Source organism: Pseudomonas sp. 86_A, from assembly GCF_017491705.1.
Lineage (GTDB): Bacteria > Pseudomonadota > Gammaproteobacteria > Pseudomonadales > Pseudomonadaceae > Aquipseudomonas > Aquipseudomonas koreensis.
Genome location: NZ_JAFGYS010000019.1, coordinates 19,327 through 36,009 on the forward strand (window position 1 = coordinate 19,327; position 16,683 = coordinate 36,009).

Genomic DNA, 16,683 nt, shown 5'->3' on the forward strand with positions numbered 1-16,683 from the left:
ATGAAGTTTTTGTTGCAGGAAGTCCGTTACAGCGGCGTGCCGATCAGCACATTGTACGGCGAAAACTGCACCTGCACCGGTTGCGCGACATTCAGCCCGCGCGTGCGCAGCTGCAGCGGCTCGGCCAGAGCGCAGAGGATCTGGCCGTTGGGCAGGGCGACGCGCACTTCGCTGGGGCCATCCTCGGCGTCGAGAATGGCTTCGATGGTACCGCTCAGAAGATTGTGTCCAGATGTTGCGACCTGGTTCGGCGCCAGCAATTCAAGCCAACCAGCCTTGATCAGTGCCACCACTTCGGTGCCCGGTTGCAGCTCCAGGTGCACGGTGCTGTCGTGGGTGATTTGCGCATCGATGCACAGGCCTTCGGCCAGTTCGAGGCGGATCAGGTCATTGCGCCCCTGGCCGTCGATCGCCACGACCTTGCCGTGCAACTGGTTGCGGGCGCTGGTGCGCAGCATCAGGCGACCGAGCAGGTCCAGGTCGCTGGCGTCTTCGGCGGCTTCCAGCACCTGCGCCTGCAAGGCCTGCAGCTTTTGATAAAGACGCAACACTCGCTCGCCCTCGCTGGACAGCCTGGCGCCACCACCGCCCTTGCCACCGACGACGCGTTCCACCAGTGGTTTCTGCGCCAGGTTGTTCAGCTCATCGATCGCGTCCCAGGCCGCTTTGTAACTCAGCCCGGCGCTTTTCGCGGCGCGGGTGATCGAACCCTGTTCGGCAATGTGCTGCAGCAGGGCAATGCGCTGCGGACGGCGGACGATGTGCTGGGACAACAGGCTGGGCAGGGACATGGATAAGCGCTTTTTTGCGGTGGCGGTGGGAAGTGAAGTTGGCGGCTTGCGGCGCGAGAGTCAAGCCGAGCCGAGATCCCTTGTAGGAGTGAGCCTGCTCGCGATGGCGTTGTCATTGCCAACATCTATGCTGACCTTTCCACCGCTATCGCGAGCAGGCTCACTCCTACAAGGGTGCCGATTTCAGCTTCCGGGCTTTGGTGTGCGGGCCAGGCAATAGACGTCGACCCTTGTCGCCCCTGCATCCCTCAACAGTCGCGCCAGTGCCTGGGCCGTGGCGCCGGTGGTCAGTACGTCATCGATCAACGCGAAGTGCCGACCTTTCACATCCGCCTCGGGCGCGAGTGCGAAGGCGTGACGCAAATTGCGCTTGCGCGCCTTGGCGTCCAGGTCCTGCTGGGCGCTGGTGTCGTGAATCCGCCGGAGCACCTGTTCTTCAAATGGCAGATCGAGCTGTTTGCTCAACCATCGCCCCAGCATCGCGGCTTGATTGAACCCGCGTTGACGCAGGCGTTTGCTCGCCAGTGGCACTGGCAACAAGACGTCGGGTCGCGGCAAACCTTCATCGAAGCGATGTTGCAGGTATTGTCCGGCAACGTCGGCGAGCAGGTGACCAAACGGCCATTTCGCGTTGTGTTTAAAACGCGTAATCAGACTGTCCACCGGGAAGTCATAACGCCACGGCACCACCACCTGTTCGAAGGCCGGAGGCTCTAGCAGGCACTCGCCGCACGTCATGCCAGCGCCGGGTAACGGCAGGGCGCAGGTCTGGCAGTGCTCGCCGAGCCAGGGCAAATCGGTTTCGCAGGCGACGCAGATTGGCATTTCTGCTTCTGCGGGCTCATCGCACAGTAAGCAGGTTTGTACGTTTTTTAAACAGATGTAAACCTGTTGTTCGTGTCGTGGTTGACAGCGCATGGCTCTTCCTTAAATATGCCGAACATCCGTGTCGCGCCTGTGGGTATTCCGTTCCTGCAGCCGCCAGCCAAGCATAACCAAGGAACTGCCCATGAGCGCCAGCACCTCTGCCACCCTGCGTCACGACTGGTCTTTAGCCGAAGTCAAAGCCCTCTTCGTACAGCCATTCAACGACTTGCTGTTCCAGGCGCAGACAGTGCACCGCGCGCATTTCAACGCTAACCGCGTGCAGGTTTCCACCCTGCTGTCGATCAAGACCGGTGCCTGTCCGGAAGACTGCAAATACTGTCCGCAGTCCGGTCACTACAACACCGGTCTGGAAAAAGAAAAGCTGATGGAAGTGCAGAAGGTCCTCGAAGAGGCTGCCCGCGCCAAAGCCATCGGTTCGACGCGCTTCTGCATGGGCGCGGCGTGGAAACACCCGTCGGCCAAAGACATGCCGTACGTGCTGAAGATGGTCGAAGGCGTCAAGGCCATGGGCCTGGAAACCTGCATGACCCTCGGTCGTCTCGACCAGGAGCAGACCGCAGCGCTGGCCAAGGCTGGTCTGGATTACTACAACCACAACCTCGACACCTCGCCGGAGTTCTACGGCAGCATCATCACCACCCGTACTTACAGCGAGCGCCTGCAGACCCTGGCCTACGTGCGTGAGTCGGGGATGAAGATCTGCTCCGGCGGCATTCTCGGCATGGGCGAGTCGCTGGATGACCGCGCCAATCTGCTGATCCAGCTGGCCAACCTGCCGGAGCATCCGGAATCGGTGCCGATCAACATGCTGGTGAAAGTCGCCGGCACGCCGCTGGAAAACGCTGACGACGTCGACCCGTTCGACTTCATCCGCATGCTCGCCGTGGCGCGCATCCTTATGCCGCAATCCCACGTGCGCCTGTCCGCCGGCCGCGAAGCGATGAACGAGCAGATGCAGGCCCTGGCGTTCTTTGCCGGTGCCAACTCGATTTTCTACGGCGACAAACTGCTGACCACCGCCAACCCGCAGGCCGACAAGGACATGCAACTGTTTGCGCGTCTGGGCATCCAGCCGGAAGCGCGCGAAGAGCATTCCGATGAGGTGCATCAGGCCGCGATCGAGCAGGCGCTGGTGGAGCAGAAGAGCAGCGAGCAGTTCTATAACGCTGCGGTTTGACCGCCACTTGAAATGCAAAACCTTGTAGGCGTGAGCCTGCTCGCGATAGCGGTCTGACATTCACCAATAATGTCGACTGATACACCGCCATCGCGAGCAGGCTCACTCCTACAGGGGATCTGTGTCACTTGAAAGTCGAGGCCTGCATGTCTTTCGATCTCGCCGCACGCCTTGCTGCCCGCCGTGCTGAAAACCTCTACCGCCAGCGCCCGTTGCTCGAGTCCCCGCAGGGACCTGAAGTGGTGGTCGACGGCCAGCCATTATTGGCGTTCTGCAACAACGACTACCTGGGCCTGGCCAATCACCCGCAGGTGATCGAAGCCTGGCGCGCCGGTGCCAAGCGCTGGGGCGTTGGTGGCGGCGCGTCGCATCTGGTGATCGGCCATAGCGGCCCGCACCATGCGCTCGAAGAAGCATTGGCCGATCTCACTGGCCGGCCGCGTGCGCTGCTGTTCACCACCGGCTACATGGCCAACCTCGGCGCGGTCACGGCGCTGGTCGGGCAGGGCGATACGGTGTTGGAAGACCGGCTCAACCATGCCTCGCTGCTTGATGCGGGGCTGTTGTCCGGCGCGCGTTTCAATCGTTATCTGCACAACGACGCCGACAGTCTGGCCAAGCGTCTGGAGAAAGCCACCGGCAATACGCTGGTGGTCACCGATGGCGTGTTCAGCATGGACGGCGACATCGCCGATCTGCCGGCGCTGGCGCGTGAGGCCAAGGCCAGGGGCGCGTGGCTGATGGTCGACGATGCCCATGGCTTCGGCCCGCTCGGCGCCAATGGCGGCGGGATCGTCGAGCATTTCGGCTTGAGTCAGGACGATGTGCCGGTGCTGGTCGGCACCCTCGGCAAGGCGTTCGGCACCGCCGGCGCCTTTGTCGCCGGCAGCGAAGAGCTGATCGAAAGCCTGATCCAGTTCGCCCGGCCGTACATCTACACCACCAGCCAACCTCCGGCGCTGGCCTGTGCCACGCTGAAAAGTCTGGAGTTGCTGCGCAGCGAACACTGGCGTCGTGAACATTTGCAGACGCTGATTCGCCAGTTCCGCCAAGGTGCCAAGCAGATCGGTCTGCAACTGATGGACAGCTTCACCCCGATCCAGCCGATCCTGATCGGCGATGCCGCTCGCGCGGTGCGCCTGTCGCAGATGCTGCGTGAGCGTGGCTTGATGGTCACTGCAATCCGTCCGCCTACCGTGCCCGCTGGCAGCGCACGCCTGCGCGTGACCCTGACCGCCGCCCACAGCGTGGCGCAGGTGCAGCTATTGTTAGAAGGACTGGCCGATTGCTTTGCCCAACTGTCGCCGGAGCCAAGCCATGCGTGATCGCCTGATTCTGCTGCCCGGCTGGGGCCTCGGTGTTTCGCCGCTGGAGCCCTTGGCGGCGGCGTTGCGCGGGCTCGACGAGCATCTGCATGTCGAGATCGAGCCGTTGCCGGAGCTGGACTCCAGCGCTCTGCAGGACTGGCTCAACGAACTCGATGAGCGCATTCCTCAAGATGTGTGGCTGGGCGGCTGGTCGCTGGGCGGCATGCTTGCCTCTGAATTGGCAGCACGGCGCGGTGAGCGTTGCTGCGGCCTGCTGACCTTGGCGAGTAATCCGTCGTTCGTGGCTCACGAGCAATGGCCGAGTGCGATGCCGGGCGAAACGTTCGATGCGTTTCTTGCCGGTTGCACGGCCGATCCGAAAACCACCCTCAAACGTTTTACGCTGCTGTGTGCCCAGGGTGCGCAAGACCCACGCGGTTTGTCGCGCCTGATGCTCGGCGGCGCGCCGAACACCGCGCCAGTCGCATTGATGGTCGGGCTGGAATTGCTCGCCCAACTGGACACCCGTGATGCGTTGCAGGCGTTCCGTGGGCCGCAATTGCACCTGTTCGCCGGGCAGGACGGCCTGGTGCCTGCGGAGGCGGCGGGCGTTTTGTTCGCGCTGTTGCCGGATATCGAAATTGGCCTGATCGAACAGGCCAGTCATGCGTTTCTTCTGGAAGACCCCCATGGTGTGGCGGGTGCGATCCAGGCTTTTCTACATGAGTGTGGCGATGACTGATTTGTCTCTTGTTGCGCTGCCCGGCGGCTTGCCCGACAAGCGCCAGGTCGCGGCCTCCTTTTCCCGTGCAGCGGCCAGTTACGACAGCGTCGCCGAGTTGCAGCGCGACGTTGGCACGCAGTTGCTGCAGCGCTTGCCGGCGAGTTTCGTGCCGTCCCGTTGGCTGGATCTGGGTTGCGGCACCGGTTATTTCACTCGCGCACTGGCCGAGCGTTTCCCGGATGGCCAGGGGTTGGCGCTGGACATCGCCGAAGGCATGCTCGAGCACGCACGTCCGCTGGGCGGCGCGGAGCATTTCATCGCCGGTGATGCCGAGCGTCTGCCGCTGCAGGATGCGACCTGCGAGCTGGTTTTCTCCAGCCTTGCGGTGCAGTGGTGCGCCGACTTCGAATCGGTGCTCAATGAGGCTGTTCGCGTGCTGAAACCCGGCGGGATTTTTGCGTTTGCTAGTCTTTGTGTCGGGACGCTGTACGAATTGCGCGACAGCTGGCGCGAGGTCGATGGGCTGGTGCACGTCAACCGCTTCCGTGAGTTCGCCCGTTATCAACAGTTGTGCACGGCCAGCGGCTTGCGCACGGTGAGTCTGCAGAATCAGGCGCACGTGCTGCATTATCCGGATGTGCGCAGCCTGACCCATGAGCTCAAGGCGCTGGGTGCGCACAATCTGAACCCTGGTCGACCGGGAGGTTTGACCGGGCGAGCGCGGATTCTCGGTCTGGTCGAGGCTTATGAGCAGTACCGTCAGGCACAGGGATTGCCGGCGACCTATCAAGTGGTTTACGCCGTGTTGGAGAAACCCTTATGAGCGCAGCCTATTTCATCACCGGAACGGACACCGACGTCGGCAAAACCACCGTGGCTGCCGGGTTGCTGCATGCGGCACGATCAGCAGGGTTGAGTACGGCGGCGGGCAAACCGGTGGCTTCGGGCTGCGAAGTGACGCCCAAAGGGCTGCGCAATGCCGATGCGCTGGCATTGCTGGCTGAGTGTTCGCTGCCACTGACGTATCAACAGGTCAATCCGGTGGCGTTCGAACCGGCCATCGCCCCGCATCTGGCGGCGCGCGAGGCAGGCGTGGCGTTGACGGTGCAATCGTTGCTGGCACCGATGCGCGAGATTCTGGCGCTGAATGCCGATTTCACCCTGATTGAGGGGGCGGGTGGCTGGCGCGTCCCGTTGGCGGATCAGGCCAATCTCTCCGACCTGGCCATGGCGTTGAAGCTGCCGGTGATCCTGGTGGTGGGGGTCCGGTTGGGCTGCATCAGTCATGCGTTGCTGACGGCTGAGGCGATCGCGCGCGATGGCCTGCAACTGGCCGGTTGGGTGGCCAACATCATTGATCCGAAGACTTCGCGGCTGGAAGAGAACCTGGCGACCCTGGCCGAGCGGCTGCCAGCGCCGTGCCTGGGGCGTGTGCCGAAATTGAAGGCGCTGAGCGCCGAGGCGGTGGCGGATCATTTGCAGCTGGATTTGCTCGACTAATGTTTTTGGCTATGACAAGGCACTGTGCCATCAGTATTTTTGACGGGTGTTTTTCTGGCGCCTCTGCTTCAATGGCAACCATTGATCCTTCCCAAGGATGAGAACTCCCATGGAAATCTCCGGTAATACAGCTTTTTATGCGGGTTTGAGCACCATTCAGACCGGGCAGAACCGCGTCGATCAGGCCGCCAGCCAGATTGCCAACAACACCATCGAGCGTTCGGTTACCAGCCAGTCTTCCGAAGCGCAAGTGGATCGTCTGCGCGGTATTGACCGCAGCCAGCAAATGGATCCGGCCAGCGCCATGGCCGAGATGGCCCAAGGCAAGTTCCAGGTGGAGCTGGGCACCAAGGTCGCCAAGGCCTCCGATGAAATGCTCGGTACCATCATCGACACGTTTGCCTAGGATCTTGTCACTGAAAAAGCGCTCAAAACCTTTGAGCGCTTTTTTTTGAAGGGTCAAGACTGACCGCGCAAACCTACCGCCAGCGCGTACGAACTTCTGTTAACTGCCGTTAGAACCAACCGTCCAGAAGTCTGAATGGCGATATCCGAGTAGCTAATCGGCTTTGGTGCCGATGTGAAACCGAAATCTGGCCGTCCATCCTCCAGAAAACGTTTCACAATGGACTCCTTCCCATCCCGCGTTTGAGCGGTGCCGGCTAAAACAATCCTGCCGCTGGATTGCACCGACATGCACGCCCATTGAAGGTTGTCGTATCCATCGCGGGTCAGAACGGGCATGCCATCGTTAAACGCTGGATCAATCTGGCCATCAGCATCAAATCTCATCAACAGAGCAGCGCTCTGCGGTCCGGTGATGGAGCCGGCACATATCAACTTGTCCTGATGGACAACCAGTTGATTAATCAAAGTGTTTTTTTCAGGTACTGCGTACTGCGCATATCCGTCGTCGCCGAAGCTCAGGTCGGGGCTGCCGTCGGTGGTGTAACGCGCCAGTGTGAGTTGATGTTGTCCATTACTGATCATCAGGCCTGCGACGATAATTTTTCCGTCGCGCTGGACTTGTACGTGATCGGCGTTAGTAGGTTTGCCATCAAACACGACATCAATACTTCCGCCGTTGCCAAACGTTGAGTCCCGCGAGCCGTCACTGTTTAATCGAGTCAGTTTGCTGGCGTAGTTAGAGGAATTCGCCGGCGCCAGCTGATACACGTTGGCGATCAGTATCTTGCCATCCGTTTGCAGGCAGCCATCGGCCATTTTTCTCGGAAACGGCGAGGCAGTCGCGTCTTCAGGAGGATGGCGCAATACCTGGCGCTCGAATACCAGATCAGGCGTTCCGTTGGCGTTAAAGCGGGTGATGGCCGGATGGGCGACGCGAAGGCGACTGTCGTTTGATTCGGGCGTGAAAGTGCCAATCATGATGATCTTGCCATCACGCTGTAGTAACAGCCGCGTCGGGCTGGACGTGCCTTCTGATTCAAACCCTGCTGATGTCGGTTGAAAGCCTGCGAGGGGGAAACCGTTCGCGTCTGCACGACTGAATTGATATTTGCCGTCTTCTGATGTGCTGGCCAGATTGAGCGACTGGTCAGGGCTCAGGACGACCGCGCGAATATTTCTGGGAACGATGGGAGTGATCGGCTCCGGAAAAAAGTAGCCCTTTTCAAGCCCGAAATCTGGATCAAGGTCCGGATCCCGCCACCATGCTTCACTATCCTTCAATACGTCCATTGTCATGTCCTATGTTAGGTCTGATGAAGGCACTTCGACTGGAAACGTGCTGTCGCTATCAGATACCCGCTGAAACATGTGCACAACTGTCAGAAATTACAGGGGGGGCCTGATATTCGCGTCTATCCAGTTTTTTCGGTCATGGATCGTGCTCTATCAGCTGACGGGGTTGATGCCTTGACGGCCAGAGGGGCAGAACCACAAAGATGGCGGTGCCTGTGAGGGGCGTGGTGACGAACGGCAAAAGATCGATGCTTGACAAGATTTCGGCGTAAACGTATGTTTCAAACAACTGTTTGACCGTCATAACAAATCAACGCGGTCGTTCATTCCCGGTTACATCAGCAGAGGTTTATCGCTATGCCTGACTACAAGGCCCCCTTGCGTGATATTCGCTTCGTTCGTGACGAACTGCTTGGCTACGAAGCGCACTATCAGAGCCTTCCGGCTTGCGCCGACGCAACTCCGGACATGGTTGATGCCATTCTCGAAGAAGGCGCCAAGTTTTGTGAGCAGGTACTGGCGCCGCTGAACCGTGTGGGCGACCTCGAAGGCTGCACCTGGAGCGAGTCTGGCGTGAAAACCCCGACTGGCTTCAAAGAGGCGTACAAGCAATTCGTCGAAGGCGGCTGGCCAAGCCTGGCGCACGACGTCGAGCACGGCGGTCAAGGCCTGCCGGAGTCGCTGGGTCTGGCCGTCAGCGAAATGGTTGGCGAAGCCAACTGGTCGTGGGGCATGTACCCAGGGCTGTCGCACGGCGCGATGAACACCATCTCCGAGCACGGCACCCCTGAGCAGCAAGAAGCCTATTTGACCAAACTGGTGTCCGGCGAGTGGACCGGCACCATGTGCCTGACCGAACCGCATTGCGGCACCGACCTGGGCATGCTGCGCACCAAGGCCGAGCCTCAGGCCGACGGTTCCTACAAAGTCTCCGGCACCAAGATCTTTATCTCGGCCGGTGAGCACGACATGGCCGACAACATCGTCCACATCGTACTGGCCCGCCTGCCGGACGCACCGGCTGGCACCAAAGGCATTTCGCTGTTCATCGTTCCAAAGTTCCTGCCGAACGCTGATGGCACCATCGGTGCTCGCAATGCCGTGAGCTGCGGCTCGCTGGAACACAAGATGGGCATCCACGGCAACGCCACTTGCGTGATGAACTTCGACGGCGCCACCGGTTTCCTGATCGGCCCGGCGAACAAAGGCCTGAACTGCATGTTCACCTTTATGAACACCGCACGTCTGGGTACCGCACTGCAAGGTCTGGCCCACGCCGAAATCGGCTTCCAGGGCGGCCTGAAATACGCTCGCGATCGTCTGCAAATGCGCTCCCTGACGGGCCCGAAAGCGCCGGACAAAGCCGCTGACCCGATCATCGTGCACCCAGACGTGCGCCGCATGCTGTTGACCATGAAGGCATTCGCCGAAGGCAACCGCGCGATGGTGTACTTCACTGCCAAACAGGTCGACATCGTCAAATACGGCGTCGATGAAGAAGAGAAGAAAAAGGCAGACGCACTGCTGGCGTTCATGACGCCAATCGCCAAAGCCTTCATGACCGAAGTCGGTTTCGAAGCCGCCAACCACGGCGTGCAGATCTACGGCGGCCACGGCTTCATCGCCGAGTGGGGCATGGAGCAGAACGTTCGCGACAGCCGCATCTCGATGCTGTACGAAGGCACCACCGGTATCCAGGCGCTCGACCTGCTGGGCCGTAAAGTGCTGATGACTCAAGGCGAGGCTCTGAAAGGCTTCACCAAGATCGTCCACAAGTTCTGCCAGACCAACGAAGGCAACGAAGCCGTCAAAGAATTCGTTGCACCGCTGGCAGCACTGAACAAAGAGTGGGGCGAGCTGACCATGAAGGTCGGTATGGCCGCCATGAAGGATCGCGAAGAAGTCGGCGCGGCCTCCGTGGACTACCTGATGTACTCCGGTTACGCCTGCTTGGCCTACTTCTGGGCCGACATGGCACGTGTCGCCGCCGAGAAGCTGGCAGAAGGCAGCGGCGACGCAGCGTTCTACACCGCCAAGCTGCAAACCGCGCGCTTCTACTTCCAGCGCATCCTGCCACGTACCCGTACCCACGTGGCCACCATGCTGTCGGGCGCCAACAACCTGATGGACATGAAGGAAGAAGACTTCGCACTGGGCTACTAAGCCTTAACGCGGTCTGACGAAACCGTTGCTCCTTCGGGGGCAGCGGTTTTTTTGTTTCTGAAGCGCTCAGAAACCCGGCTTTTCTGCCGTTAAAGAGACTGCCTGTGATCTGGATCACATTGTGTGTGCTTAACTGGCCACATTGCAGGCACAATGCCATCTCTTTGATATGACGGGTCGGAGCTTTACCCTTGCCGCGTTCTTCCGCTGTACGTTTCAGTCATTTCCTACCTTCACTGCTGTTGTTGCTTGCGGGGTTGGCGGCTGCGTACGTCAAAGACCTCAACGTGTTCTTCACTTCGCTGTTCAACGTGCTGCCGACCCTGGTGCTGCTGTTGGGCGGGGCTTACTGCGCGGTTTACCGACGTCAGCGCGAACTGTTTCTGATGCTCACGGTGTACATCGCCTACTTTCTGCTCGACACCCAGACCGATTATTACCGCGACAACGGCAAAGTACGCGACGACGCCGCCGTGGTGTTCCACCTGGTCTGCCTGCTGCTGCCGCTGCTGTTCGGCTTGTTTGCGGCGTGGCAGGAGCGCACGCATCTGTTTCAAGACATGGTCGCGCGCTTCGCGGTGTTGCTGGCCTTCGGCAGTGTGGCGTTGGGGCTTGAGCAAAGTTATCCCCAGGCGCTGCTGATGTGGCTTTCGGAGATCCGCTGGCCGGCGCTGCACGGCGCGTGGATGAGCCTGATCCAGCTCTCTTATCCAGTATTTATCTCGGCGTTCCTGCTGCTGGCCTGGCAATACTGGCGCAACCCGCGCCCGCTGCACGCGGCGCAACTGGTTGGCCTGCTCGGCGTGTTCTGGATGCTGCCGAAAACCTTCATCCTGCCGTTTACCCTGAACATCATGTGCAGCCAAGTGATGTTGATGATCGCCGCCGCCGTTGCGCACGAGGCTTACCAAATGGCCTTCCGTGACGAACTCACCGGTCTGCCGGGGCGTCGCGCGCTCAACGAACGCATGCAACGTCTGGGGCGCAACTATGTGCTGGCGATGAGCGACGTCGATCACTTCAAGAAATTCAACGACACCCACGGTCACGATGTCGGTGACCAGGTGTTGCGTCTGGTCGCCAGCAAACTGTCGAAAATCAGCGGTGGCGGTAGGGCGTATCGCTATGGCGGTGAGGAATTTGCTTTGGTGTTCGCAGGCAAAACCCTTGAGGAGTGCATGCCGCACCTGGAAGTCATCCGCGAGTCGATTGCGTCCTACAACATTCAGTTGCGCAATCAGGAAAACCGTCCACAGGATGACTTGCAAGGTCGGCAGCGTCGCGGTGGTTCCGGTGCTTCCAGTGTCTCGGTCACGGTCAGTATCGGCGTCGCCGAACGCGTCGAGCAGCGGACCCCGGAAGAAGTCCTGAAGTCCGCCGACCAGGCGTTGTATAGCGCCAAGGGTGCCGGGCGTAACTGCGTCATGGCGTTCGGACAGAACCGCCGCGGGGCGGTGCGCATGGACAGCGCCGCCGGCTGAATCGAGGCCCAACCGTATATAAAGAGCCCGCTGCTTGCGGGCTTCTTTTTACCCTTGAAACGCCAGTGACCAAAAATAACAAATCGGTCACTGCCTGACCCTATGTGTCGCAAAAGTTGTTGAGGTACACTCGGCCTCACAGAAAACACCCTTCCACGAATCACCTGTTTAGATCTTGCGAGGTTTGCCATGGCTGACTACAAAGCGCCGCTGCGCGATATGCGCTTCGTCCTCAATGAAGTATTCGAAGTCGCCAAACTCTGGGCCGAACTCCCGGCACTGGCCGAGACCGTTGATGCGGAAACCGTAGAGGCCATTCTCGAAGAAGCCGGTAAGGTCACCAGCAAAAGCATCGCGCCACTGAGCCGAGCTGCCGACGAAGAAGGCTGCCACTGGAAGGACGGTGCCGTCACCACGCCGGCCGGTTTCCCACAGGCTTATCAGACTTACGCTGAAGGCGGCTGGGTCGGTGTCGGTGGCGATCCGGCTTACGGCGGCATGGGTATGCCCAAAGCCGTTTCGGCGCAGGTCGAAGAAATGGTCAACTCCGCCAGCCTGTCGTTCGGTCTGTATCCGATGTTGACCGCCGGCGCGTGCCTGTCGATCAACGCCCACGCCAGCGAAGAGCTGAAAGCCGCGTACCTGCCGAACATGTACGCCGGCATCTGGGCCGGGTCCATGTGCCTGACCGAGCCGCACGCCGGCACCGACCTGGGCATCATCCGCACCAAGGCCGAGCCTCAGGCCGACGGCTCCTACAAGGTCAGCGGCACCAAGATCTTCATCACCGGCGGTGAGCACGACCTGACCGAAAACATCATTCACCTGGTGCTGGCGAAACTGCCGGACGCCCCGGCGGGCCCGAAAGGTATTTCGCTGTTTCTGGTGCCGAAGTTCATGGTCAATGCCGATGGCAGCCTCGGCGCGCGCAACCCGGCGAACTGCGGTTCGATCGAACACAAGATGGGCATCCAGGCGTCCGCGACCTGCGTCATGAACTTTGATGAAGCCGTGGGTTATCTGGTCGGTGAACCGAACAAGGGCCTGGCGGCGATGTTCACCATGATGAACTACGAGCGTCTGGGCGTCGGCATTCAAGGCCTGGCCAGCGGTGAGCGTTCCTACCAGAACGCCGTCGAATACGCCCGTGATCGTCTGCAAAGCCGTTCACCGACCGGTGCGCAAAACAAAGACAAGGTCGCTGACCCGATCATCGTCCACCCGGACGTGCGTCGCATGCTGCTGACCATGAAAGCCTCGAACGAAGGTGGCCGCGCATTCTCCACCTACGTGGCGATGCAGCTCGACACCGCCAAGTTCAGCGAAGACCCGACCACCCGCAAGCGTGCGGAAGATCTGGTGGCGCTGCTGACGCCAGTGGCCAAGGCATTCCTGACCGACCTGGGTCTGGAAACCACCGTTCACGGCCAACAGATTTTCGGCGGCCACGGCTACATCCGCGAGTGGGGCCAGGAGCAACTGGTGCGTGACGTACGCATCACGCAAATCTACGAAGGCACCAATGGCATTCAGGCGCTGGACCTGGTCGGGCGCAAGATCGTCGGTAGCGGCGGCGCGTTCTACAAGTTGTTTGCTGACGAGATCCGCCACTTCACCGCGACGGCCAGCGCTGATCTGGGCGAATTCACCAAGCCGCTGAACGACGCCGTCGGCACTCTTGACGAGCTGACCGCATGGCTGCTGGATCGAGCGAAAACCAATCCGAACGAAATCGGCGCGGCCTCGGTCGAATATTTGCAAGCGTTCGGCTACACCGCCTACGCCTACATGTGGGCACTGATGGCGAAAGCCGCGCTGGGCAAAGAAGCGCAGGACGATTTCTACGCCAGCAAGCTGGGTACCGCGCGGTTCTATTTCGCCCGTCTGCTGCCGCGTATCCACTCGCTGAGCGCGTCAGTGAAGGCTGGTAGTGAATCGCTGTTCCTGCTGAACGCTGAACAGTTCTGATGATGTAGCGTGATGTAAGCATTCTCTTACATGACGTGCTGCTGTTCTCCCATAGGCGTAGATTGGATCCACAGCTAATCTACAACTCATGGACGTCGCGCAGGAAGCGCAAAGCAACAACACGGACACGTAGGATTCTGCCAGGGTGGCGGAGTGAAATGGATGTCAGGGAAACAGTCTGCAAAGCCCCGCTTCGGCGGGGTTTTCTTTTGCCTGAAGAAAAGTGTTCAGCTCAATGGATCTCGCGCAGGCGCGCCTTTGAGCGGTTTGTCCTCACGCTGAATCACCTCTTCCAGTAACGTCCGCAGCAGGGCCAAAGACGCCTGCTGGCGTTGCACATCGCGGCATACCAGCCCGACTGTCAGCGGCACCCGCGGTTCGCTCAGCGGTTTCCACAACAGATCCTCATCGTCGTATTCCTTCTGTGAACGCCCGGGCAGCACCGTCGCCAGTTTGGTGTGCGGCAGACTGTCGAGAATCCCCAGCATATTGTTCAGTTCGGCCTGCACCTGCGGCCGACGCCCGAGGCTCGTCAGTTGCGCCTGCCAGATCTGGCGGATCTGAAACTCTTCACCCAGCAGCAACATCGGCAACTCGGCGGCCTGACGCATCGAGACCTTCTTGAACTCACGCAACGGATGATCCGCCGGGATCACCAGCGTCAGCTCATCTTCATACAGCATCACGCCATGCAGCCCGGGCTGCCGCGGTGGCAGATAGCTGATACCGATGTCCAGCGAGCCGTTAAGCAAGCGGCGCTCGATTTCCAGCCCGGTCAGCTCATAAATCTGCACCACCAGATGCGGCTGCGCCTTGCGTACCCGCTCCAGCATTTGCGGCACGAGGCTGGTGTGCACGGTTTGCAGCACGCCAATCGCCAAGGTGCGCAAGGCCTGGCCCTTGAAGTTGCCCAGTGCCTCACGCGCGCGCTGCAGTCCATCGAGCAGCGGCAGGGCGTGGTTGTACAGCGTATGCGCGGCGAGTGTCGGCAACAGGCGTTTGCTGCTGCGTTCGAACAGGGTGACGTCGAGATTCTGCTCAAGTTGGCGAATCTGCTGCGACAGCGCCGGTTGCGAGATCGACAGGCGTTCGGCAGCGCGGCCGACATGACCCTCTTCGTAGACCGCGACGAAATAACGCAGTTGTTTGAAATCCATAAGTAATGCTTATCGAAAATGCTGGTAAATCGAAATGGCCCGAAGCCTTCAGTGAGCCTAGTCTAACCGCAATCACAAGGCTTACAGGGCCAGAGAGCGCGATGAATAGCGTTTGCTTCGACAGTGTTTGCATAGGCAGTTCAAAAAACCTCAAACGAGGTTTTTTTCAATGAATCTGTTCAGTTTGCGGCGCCAGGCGCCGAGTCTCGATGACCTCGCGTTTGATGCCAGCCCTCCCGATGCAGGCGAAAGCCTGAATGCCGCCCGCCTGATGCCCAGCGTCGAGCGCCCGCAGCAGGTGTTCGTTCGTGGTCAGGGTTCCTGGTTGTGGGACAGCAATGACCGCGCCTACCTCGACTTCTCCCAGGCCGGCGGCGCCAACAGTCTCGGGCACAGCCCCTCGGCGCTGGTCAAAGCCATTGCCGGGCAGGCCCAGGCGCTGATCAATCCCGGTTTCAATCTGCACAATCGCGGCATGCTCAGCCTCGCCGAGCGCCTGTGTGCCAGCACTCGCAGTGATCAGGCCTACCTGCTCAACAGCGGTAGTGAGGCTTGTGAAGCGGCGATCAAACTGGCGCGCAAATGGGGCCAGCTGCATCGTGGTGGCGCCTCACGGATCATCGTGGCCAAACAAGGCTGCCACGGCCGTAGTCTGGCGACGATTTCCGCGTCAGACAGTGGCAACCTGCACAACCGCTTCGCCCCGTTGCTGCCGGGTTTCGATCGAGTGCCATTCAACGACTTGCCGGCGCTGCACGCTGCGGTGGACGCGCACACCGTGGCGATCATGCTCGAACCGATCCAGAGCGATGCCGGGGTGATTCCGGCCACCGAACATTACCTCAAGGGTGTCGAGCGCCTGTGCCGCGAGCTGAGCATTCTGCTGATCCTTGACGAAGTGCAGACCGGCATCGGTCGCTGTGGCACCTTGCTCGCCGAACAGTCCTACGGCGTACGCGCCGATATCGTCGTGCTCGGCAAGGGCCTTGGCGGCGGCGTTCCGCTGGCGGCGTTGCTGGCTCGGGGCAAGGCCTGCTGCTTCGATGCGGGTGAGTTGGGCGGCACTCATCATGGCAACGCGCTGATGGCTGCGGCCGGTCTGGTGGTCCTCGACAGCGTGCAGGATCGGGCCTTTCTGCAGCAAGTCAACGAGAGCGGCCAGCACCTGCGTGAGGGCCTCGCGCGACTGGCACGCCGCTACGGCCATGGCGAGTTACGCGGGCAAGGGCTGTTCTGGGGCTTGAGCCTGTCAGAGGATTCTGCCGATGCCGTAGTCAATGCCGCGTTGCACGAAGGCTTGCTGCTCAACGCGCCGCATGCCAATTGCCTGCGCTTCACCCCGGCGCTCACCGTGAGCAAGGCCAACATCGACGAAATGCTCCTGCGTCTGACCCGCGCCTTTTCGCGGGTGCGCACCGCCCAACTGCAATGCCGTAAAGGAATTGCCGTTTGAGCTGAAGTGTCCTGCCTGATTTCAAGAACCGTCTCGCGGTATAACGCACGCCTCACGCCTGATTCTTTTGGCGTGGGGCGTTTTTTTGGCCTGGATGATGGCGATCAAATGGCGTTTGCACTGAACCCTGACGAATGGCGCTGGTCGATTAGCTTGTATGGCTCATGTGAGCCAACCCCCATTCAGGAGCTGACCATGGACTTCATTCGCATCATCATCGCCATTCTGTTGCCGCCACTGGGCGTGTTTCTGCAGGTCGGGTTCGGCGGGGCGTTCTGGTTGAATATTCTGCTGACGCTGTGTGGCTACATTCCGGGGATCGTGCATGCGGTGTATATCATTGCCAAGCGCTGAGCATTGCGGCGTCTGATAC

Annotated in this window: 15 protein-coding genes; 11 read left to right on the forward strand and 4 right to left on the reverse strand. The window is 60.3% G+C overall.

Annotated features, from left to right (window positions below; translation table 11 throughout):
• Positions 1–26 precede the first annotated feature (26 nt).
• Both J5M57_RS25055 and J5M57_RS25060 read right to left on the reverse strand, forming a co-directional pair.
• Entirely contained in the window at positions 27–791 is a 765-nt protein-coding gene (locus J5M57_RS25055; RefSeq protein ID WP_207849933.1) for a TOBE domain-containing protein, read from the reverse strand.
• A 183-nt stretch (positions 792–974) separates the two neighbouring features.
• Positions 975–1,709, reverse strand: a complete 735-nt coding sequence (locus tag J5M57_RS25060; protein WP_207849932.1) for a ComF family protein — start codon at positions 1,707–1,709, stop codon at positions 975–977.
• 91 nt (positions 1,710–1,800) lie between these two features.
• On the opposite strand from J5M57_RS25060, the gene bioB reads away from it, so the two are divergent.
• The 6 genes from bioB (at position 1,801) to J5M57_RS25090 (ending at position 6,793) form a co-directional block, all read left to right on the forward strand.
• Positions 1,801–2,856, forward strand: coding sequence for a biotin synthase BioB (gene bioB / locus J5M57_RS25065; RefSeq protein WP_064589529.1), 1,056 nt, complete (start codon positions 1,801–1,803; stop codon positions 2,854–2,856).
• A gap of 146 nt (positions 2,857–3,002) precedes the next feature.
• Positions 3,003–4,181, forward strand: a complete 1,179-nt coding sequence (gene bioF, locus J5M57_RS25070) for an 8-amino-7-oxononanoate synthase (protein WP_207849931.1) — start codon at positions 3,003–3,005, stop codon at positions 4,179–4,181.
• Complete coding sequence (locus J5M57_RS25075; protein ID WP_207849930.1) at positions 4,174–4,905, forward strand: alpha/beta fold hydrolase; 732 nt, start codon at positions 4,174–4,176, stop codon at positions 4,903–4,905. Before bioF ends, J5M57_RS25075 begins: the two co-directional genes overlap by 8 nt.
• Positions 4,898–5,710 (forward strand): malonyl-ACP O-methyltransferase BioC, encoded by an 813-nt coding sequence (gene bioC / locus J5M57_RS25080; RefSeq protein ID WP_207849929.1) that lies wholly within the window; start codon positions 4,898–4,900, stop codon positions 5,708–5,710. Before J5M57_RS25075 ends, bioC begins: the two co-directional genes overlap by 8 nt.
• A complete protein-coding gene (gene bioD / locus J5M57_RS25085; protein ID WP_064589525.1) occupies positions 5,707–6,387 on the forward strand; it encodes a dethiobiotin synthase in 681 nt (226 codons plus the stop codon). The genes bioC and bioD overlap by 4 nt, the downstream gene beginning before the upstream one ends.
• Positions 6,388–6,496: 109 nt before the next feature.
• The gene (locus J5M57_RS25090; RefSeq protein ID WP_207849928.1) at positions 6,497–6,793 is read left to right on the forward strand and encodes a pyrroloquinoline quinone biosynthesis protein PqqE; all 297 of its coding nucleotides are present in this window, start codon (positions 6,497–6,499) and stop codon (positions 6,791–6,793) included.
• Positions 6,794–6,846: 53 nt separating this feature from the next.
• Here J5M57_RS25090 and J5M57_RS25095 read toward each other — a convergent pair whose 3' ends face one another.
• Positions 6,847–8,085, reverse strand: a complete 1,239-nt coding sequence (locus tag J5M57_RS25095; RefSeq protein WP_207849927.1) for a delta-60 repeat domain-containing protein — start codon at positions 8,083–8,085, stop codon at positions 6,847–6,849.
• Positions 8,086–8,445: 360 nt separating this feature from the next.
• Here J5M57_RS25095 and J5M57_RS25100 point away from each other — a divergent pair, with 360 nt between their 5' ends.
• From J5M57_RS25100 to J5M57_RS25110, 3 genes are all read left to right on the forward strand, one after another.
• Complete coding sequence (locus J5M57_RS25100; protein ID WP_169843482.1) at positions 8,446–10,251, forward strand: phenylacyl-CoA dehydrogenase; 1,806 nt, start codon at positions 8,446–8,448, stop codon at positions 10,249–10,251.
• A 191-nt stretch (positions 10,252–10,442) separates the two neighbouring features.
• Positions 10,443–11,732: a GGDEF domain-containing protein gene (locus tag J5M57_RS25105; protein ID WP_169843483.1), complete on the forward strand. Its 1,290-nt coding sequence runs from the start codon at positions 10,443–10,445 to the stop codon at positions 11,730–11,732.
• A gap of 189 nt (positions 11,733–11,921) precedes the next feature.
• Positions 11,922–13,700 carry an acyl-CoA dehydrogenase C-terminal domain-containing protein gene (locus tag J5M57_RS25110; RefSeq protein ID WP_064589521.1) on the forward strand — a complete coding sequence of 593 codons (1,779 nt, stop codon included), beginning with the start codon at positions 11,922–11,924 and terminating at the stop codon, positions 13,698–13,700.
• Positions 13,701–13,927: 227 nt separating this feature from the next.
• Here the strand turns inward: J5M57_RS25110 and J5M57_RS25115 are convergent, their stop codons facing one another.
• Positions 13,928–14,857 (reverse strand): LysR family transcriptional regulator, encoded by a 930-nt coding sequence (locus tag J5M57_RS25115; RefSeq protein ID WP_064589520.1) that lies wholly within the window; start codon positions 14,855–14,857, stop codon positions 13,928–13,930.
• A gap of 169 nt (positions 14,858–15,026) precedes the next feature.
• Here J5M57_RS25115 and J5M57_RS25120 point away from each other — a divergent pair, with 169 nt between their 5' ends.
• Together J5M57_RS25120 and J5M57_RS25125 are read left to right on the forward strand one after the other, a co-directional pair.
• Positions 15,027–16,310, forward strand: a complete 1,284-nt coding sequence (locus J5M57_RS25120) for an aminotransferase class III-fold pyridoxal phosphate-dependent enzyme (protein ID WP_207849926.1) — start codon at positions 15,027–15,029, stop codon at positions 16,308–16,310.
• Between the two features lie 195 nt (positions 16,311–16,505).
• Complete coding sequence (locus J5M57_RS25125) at positions 16,506–16,664, forward strand: YqaE/Pmp3 family membrane protein (protein WP_003228885.1); 159 nt, start codon at positions 16,506–16,508, stop codon at positions 16,662–16,664.
• Positions 16,665–16,683 lie beyond the last annotated feature (19 nt).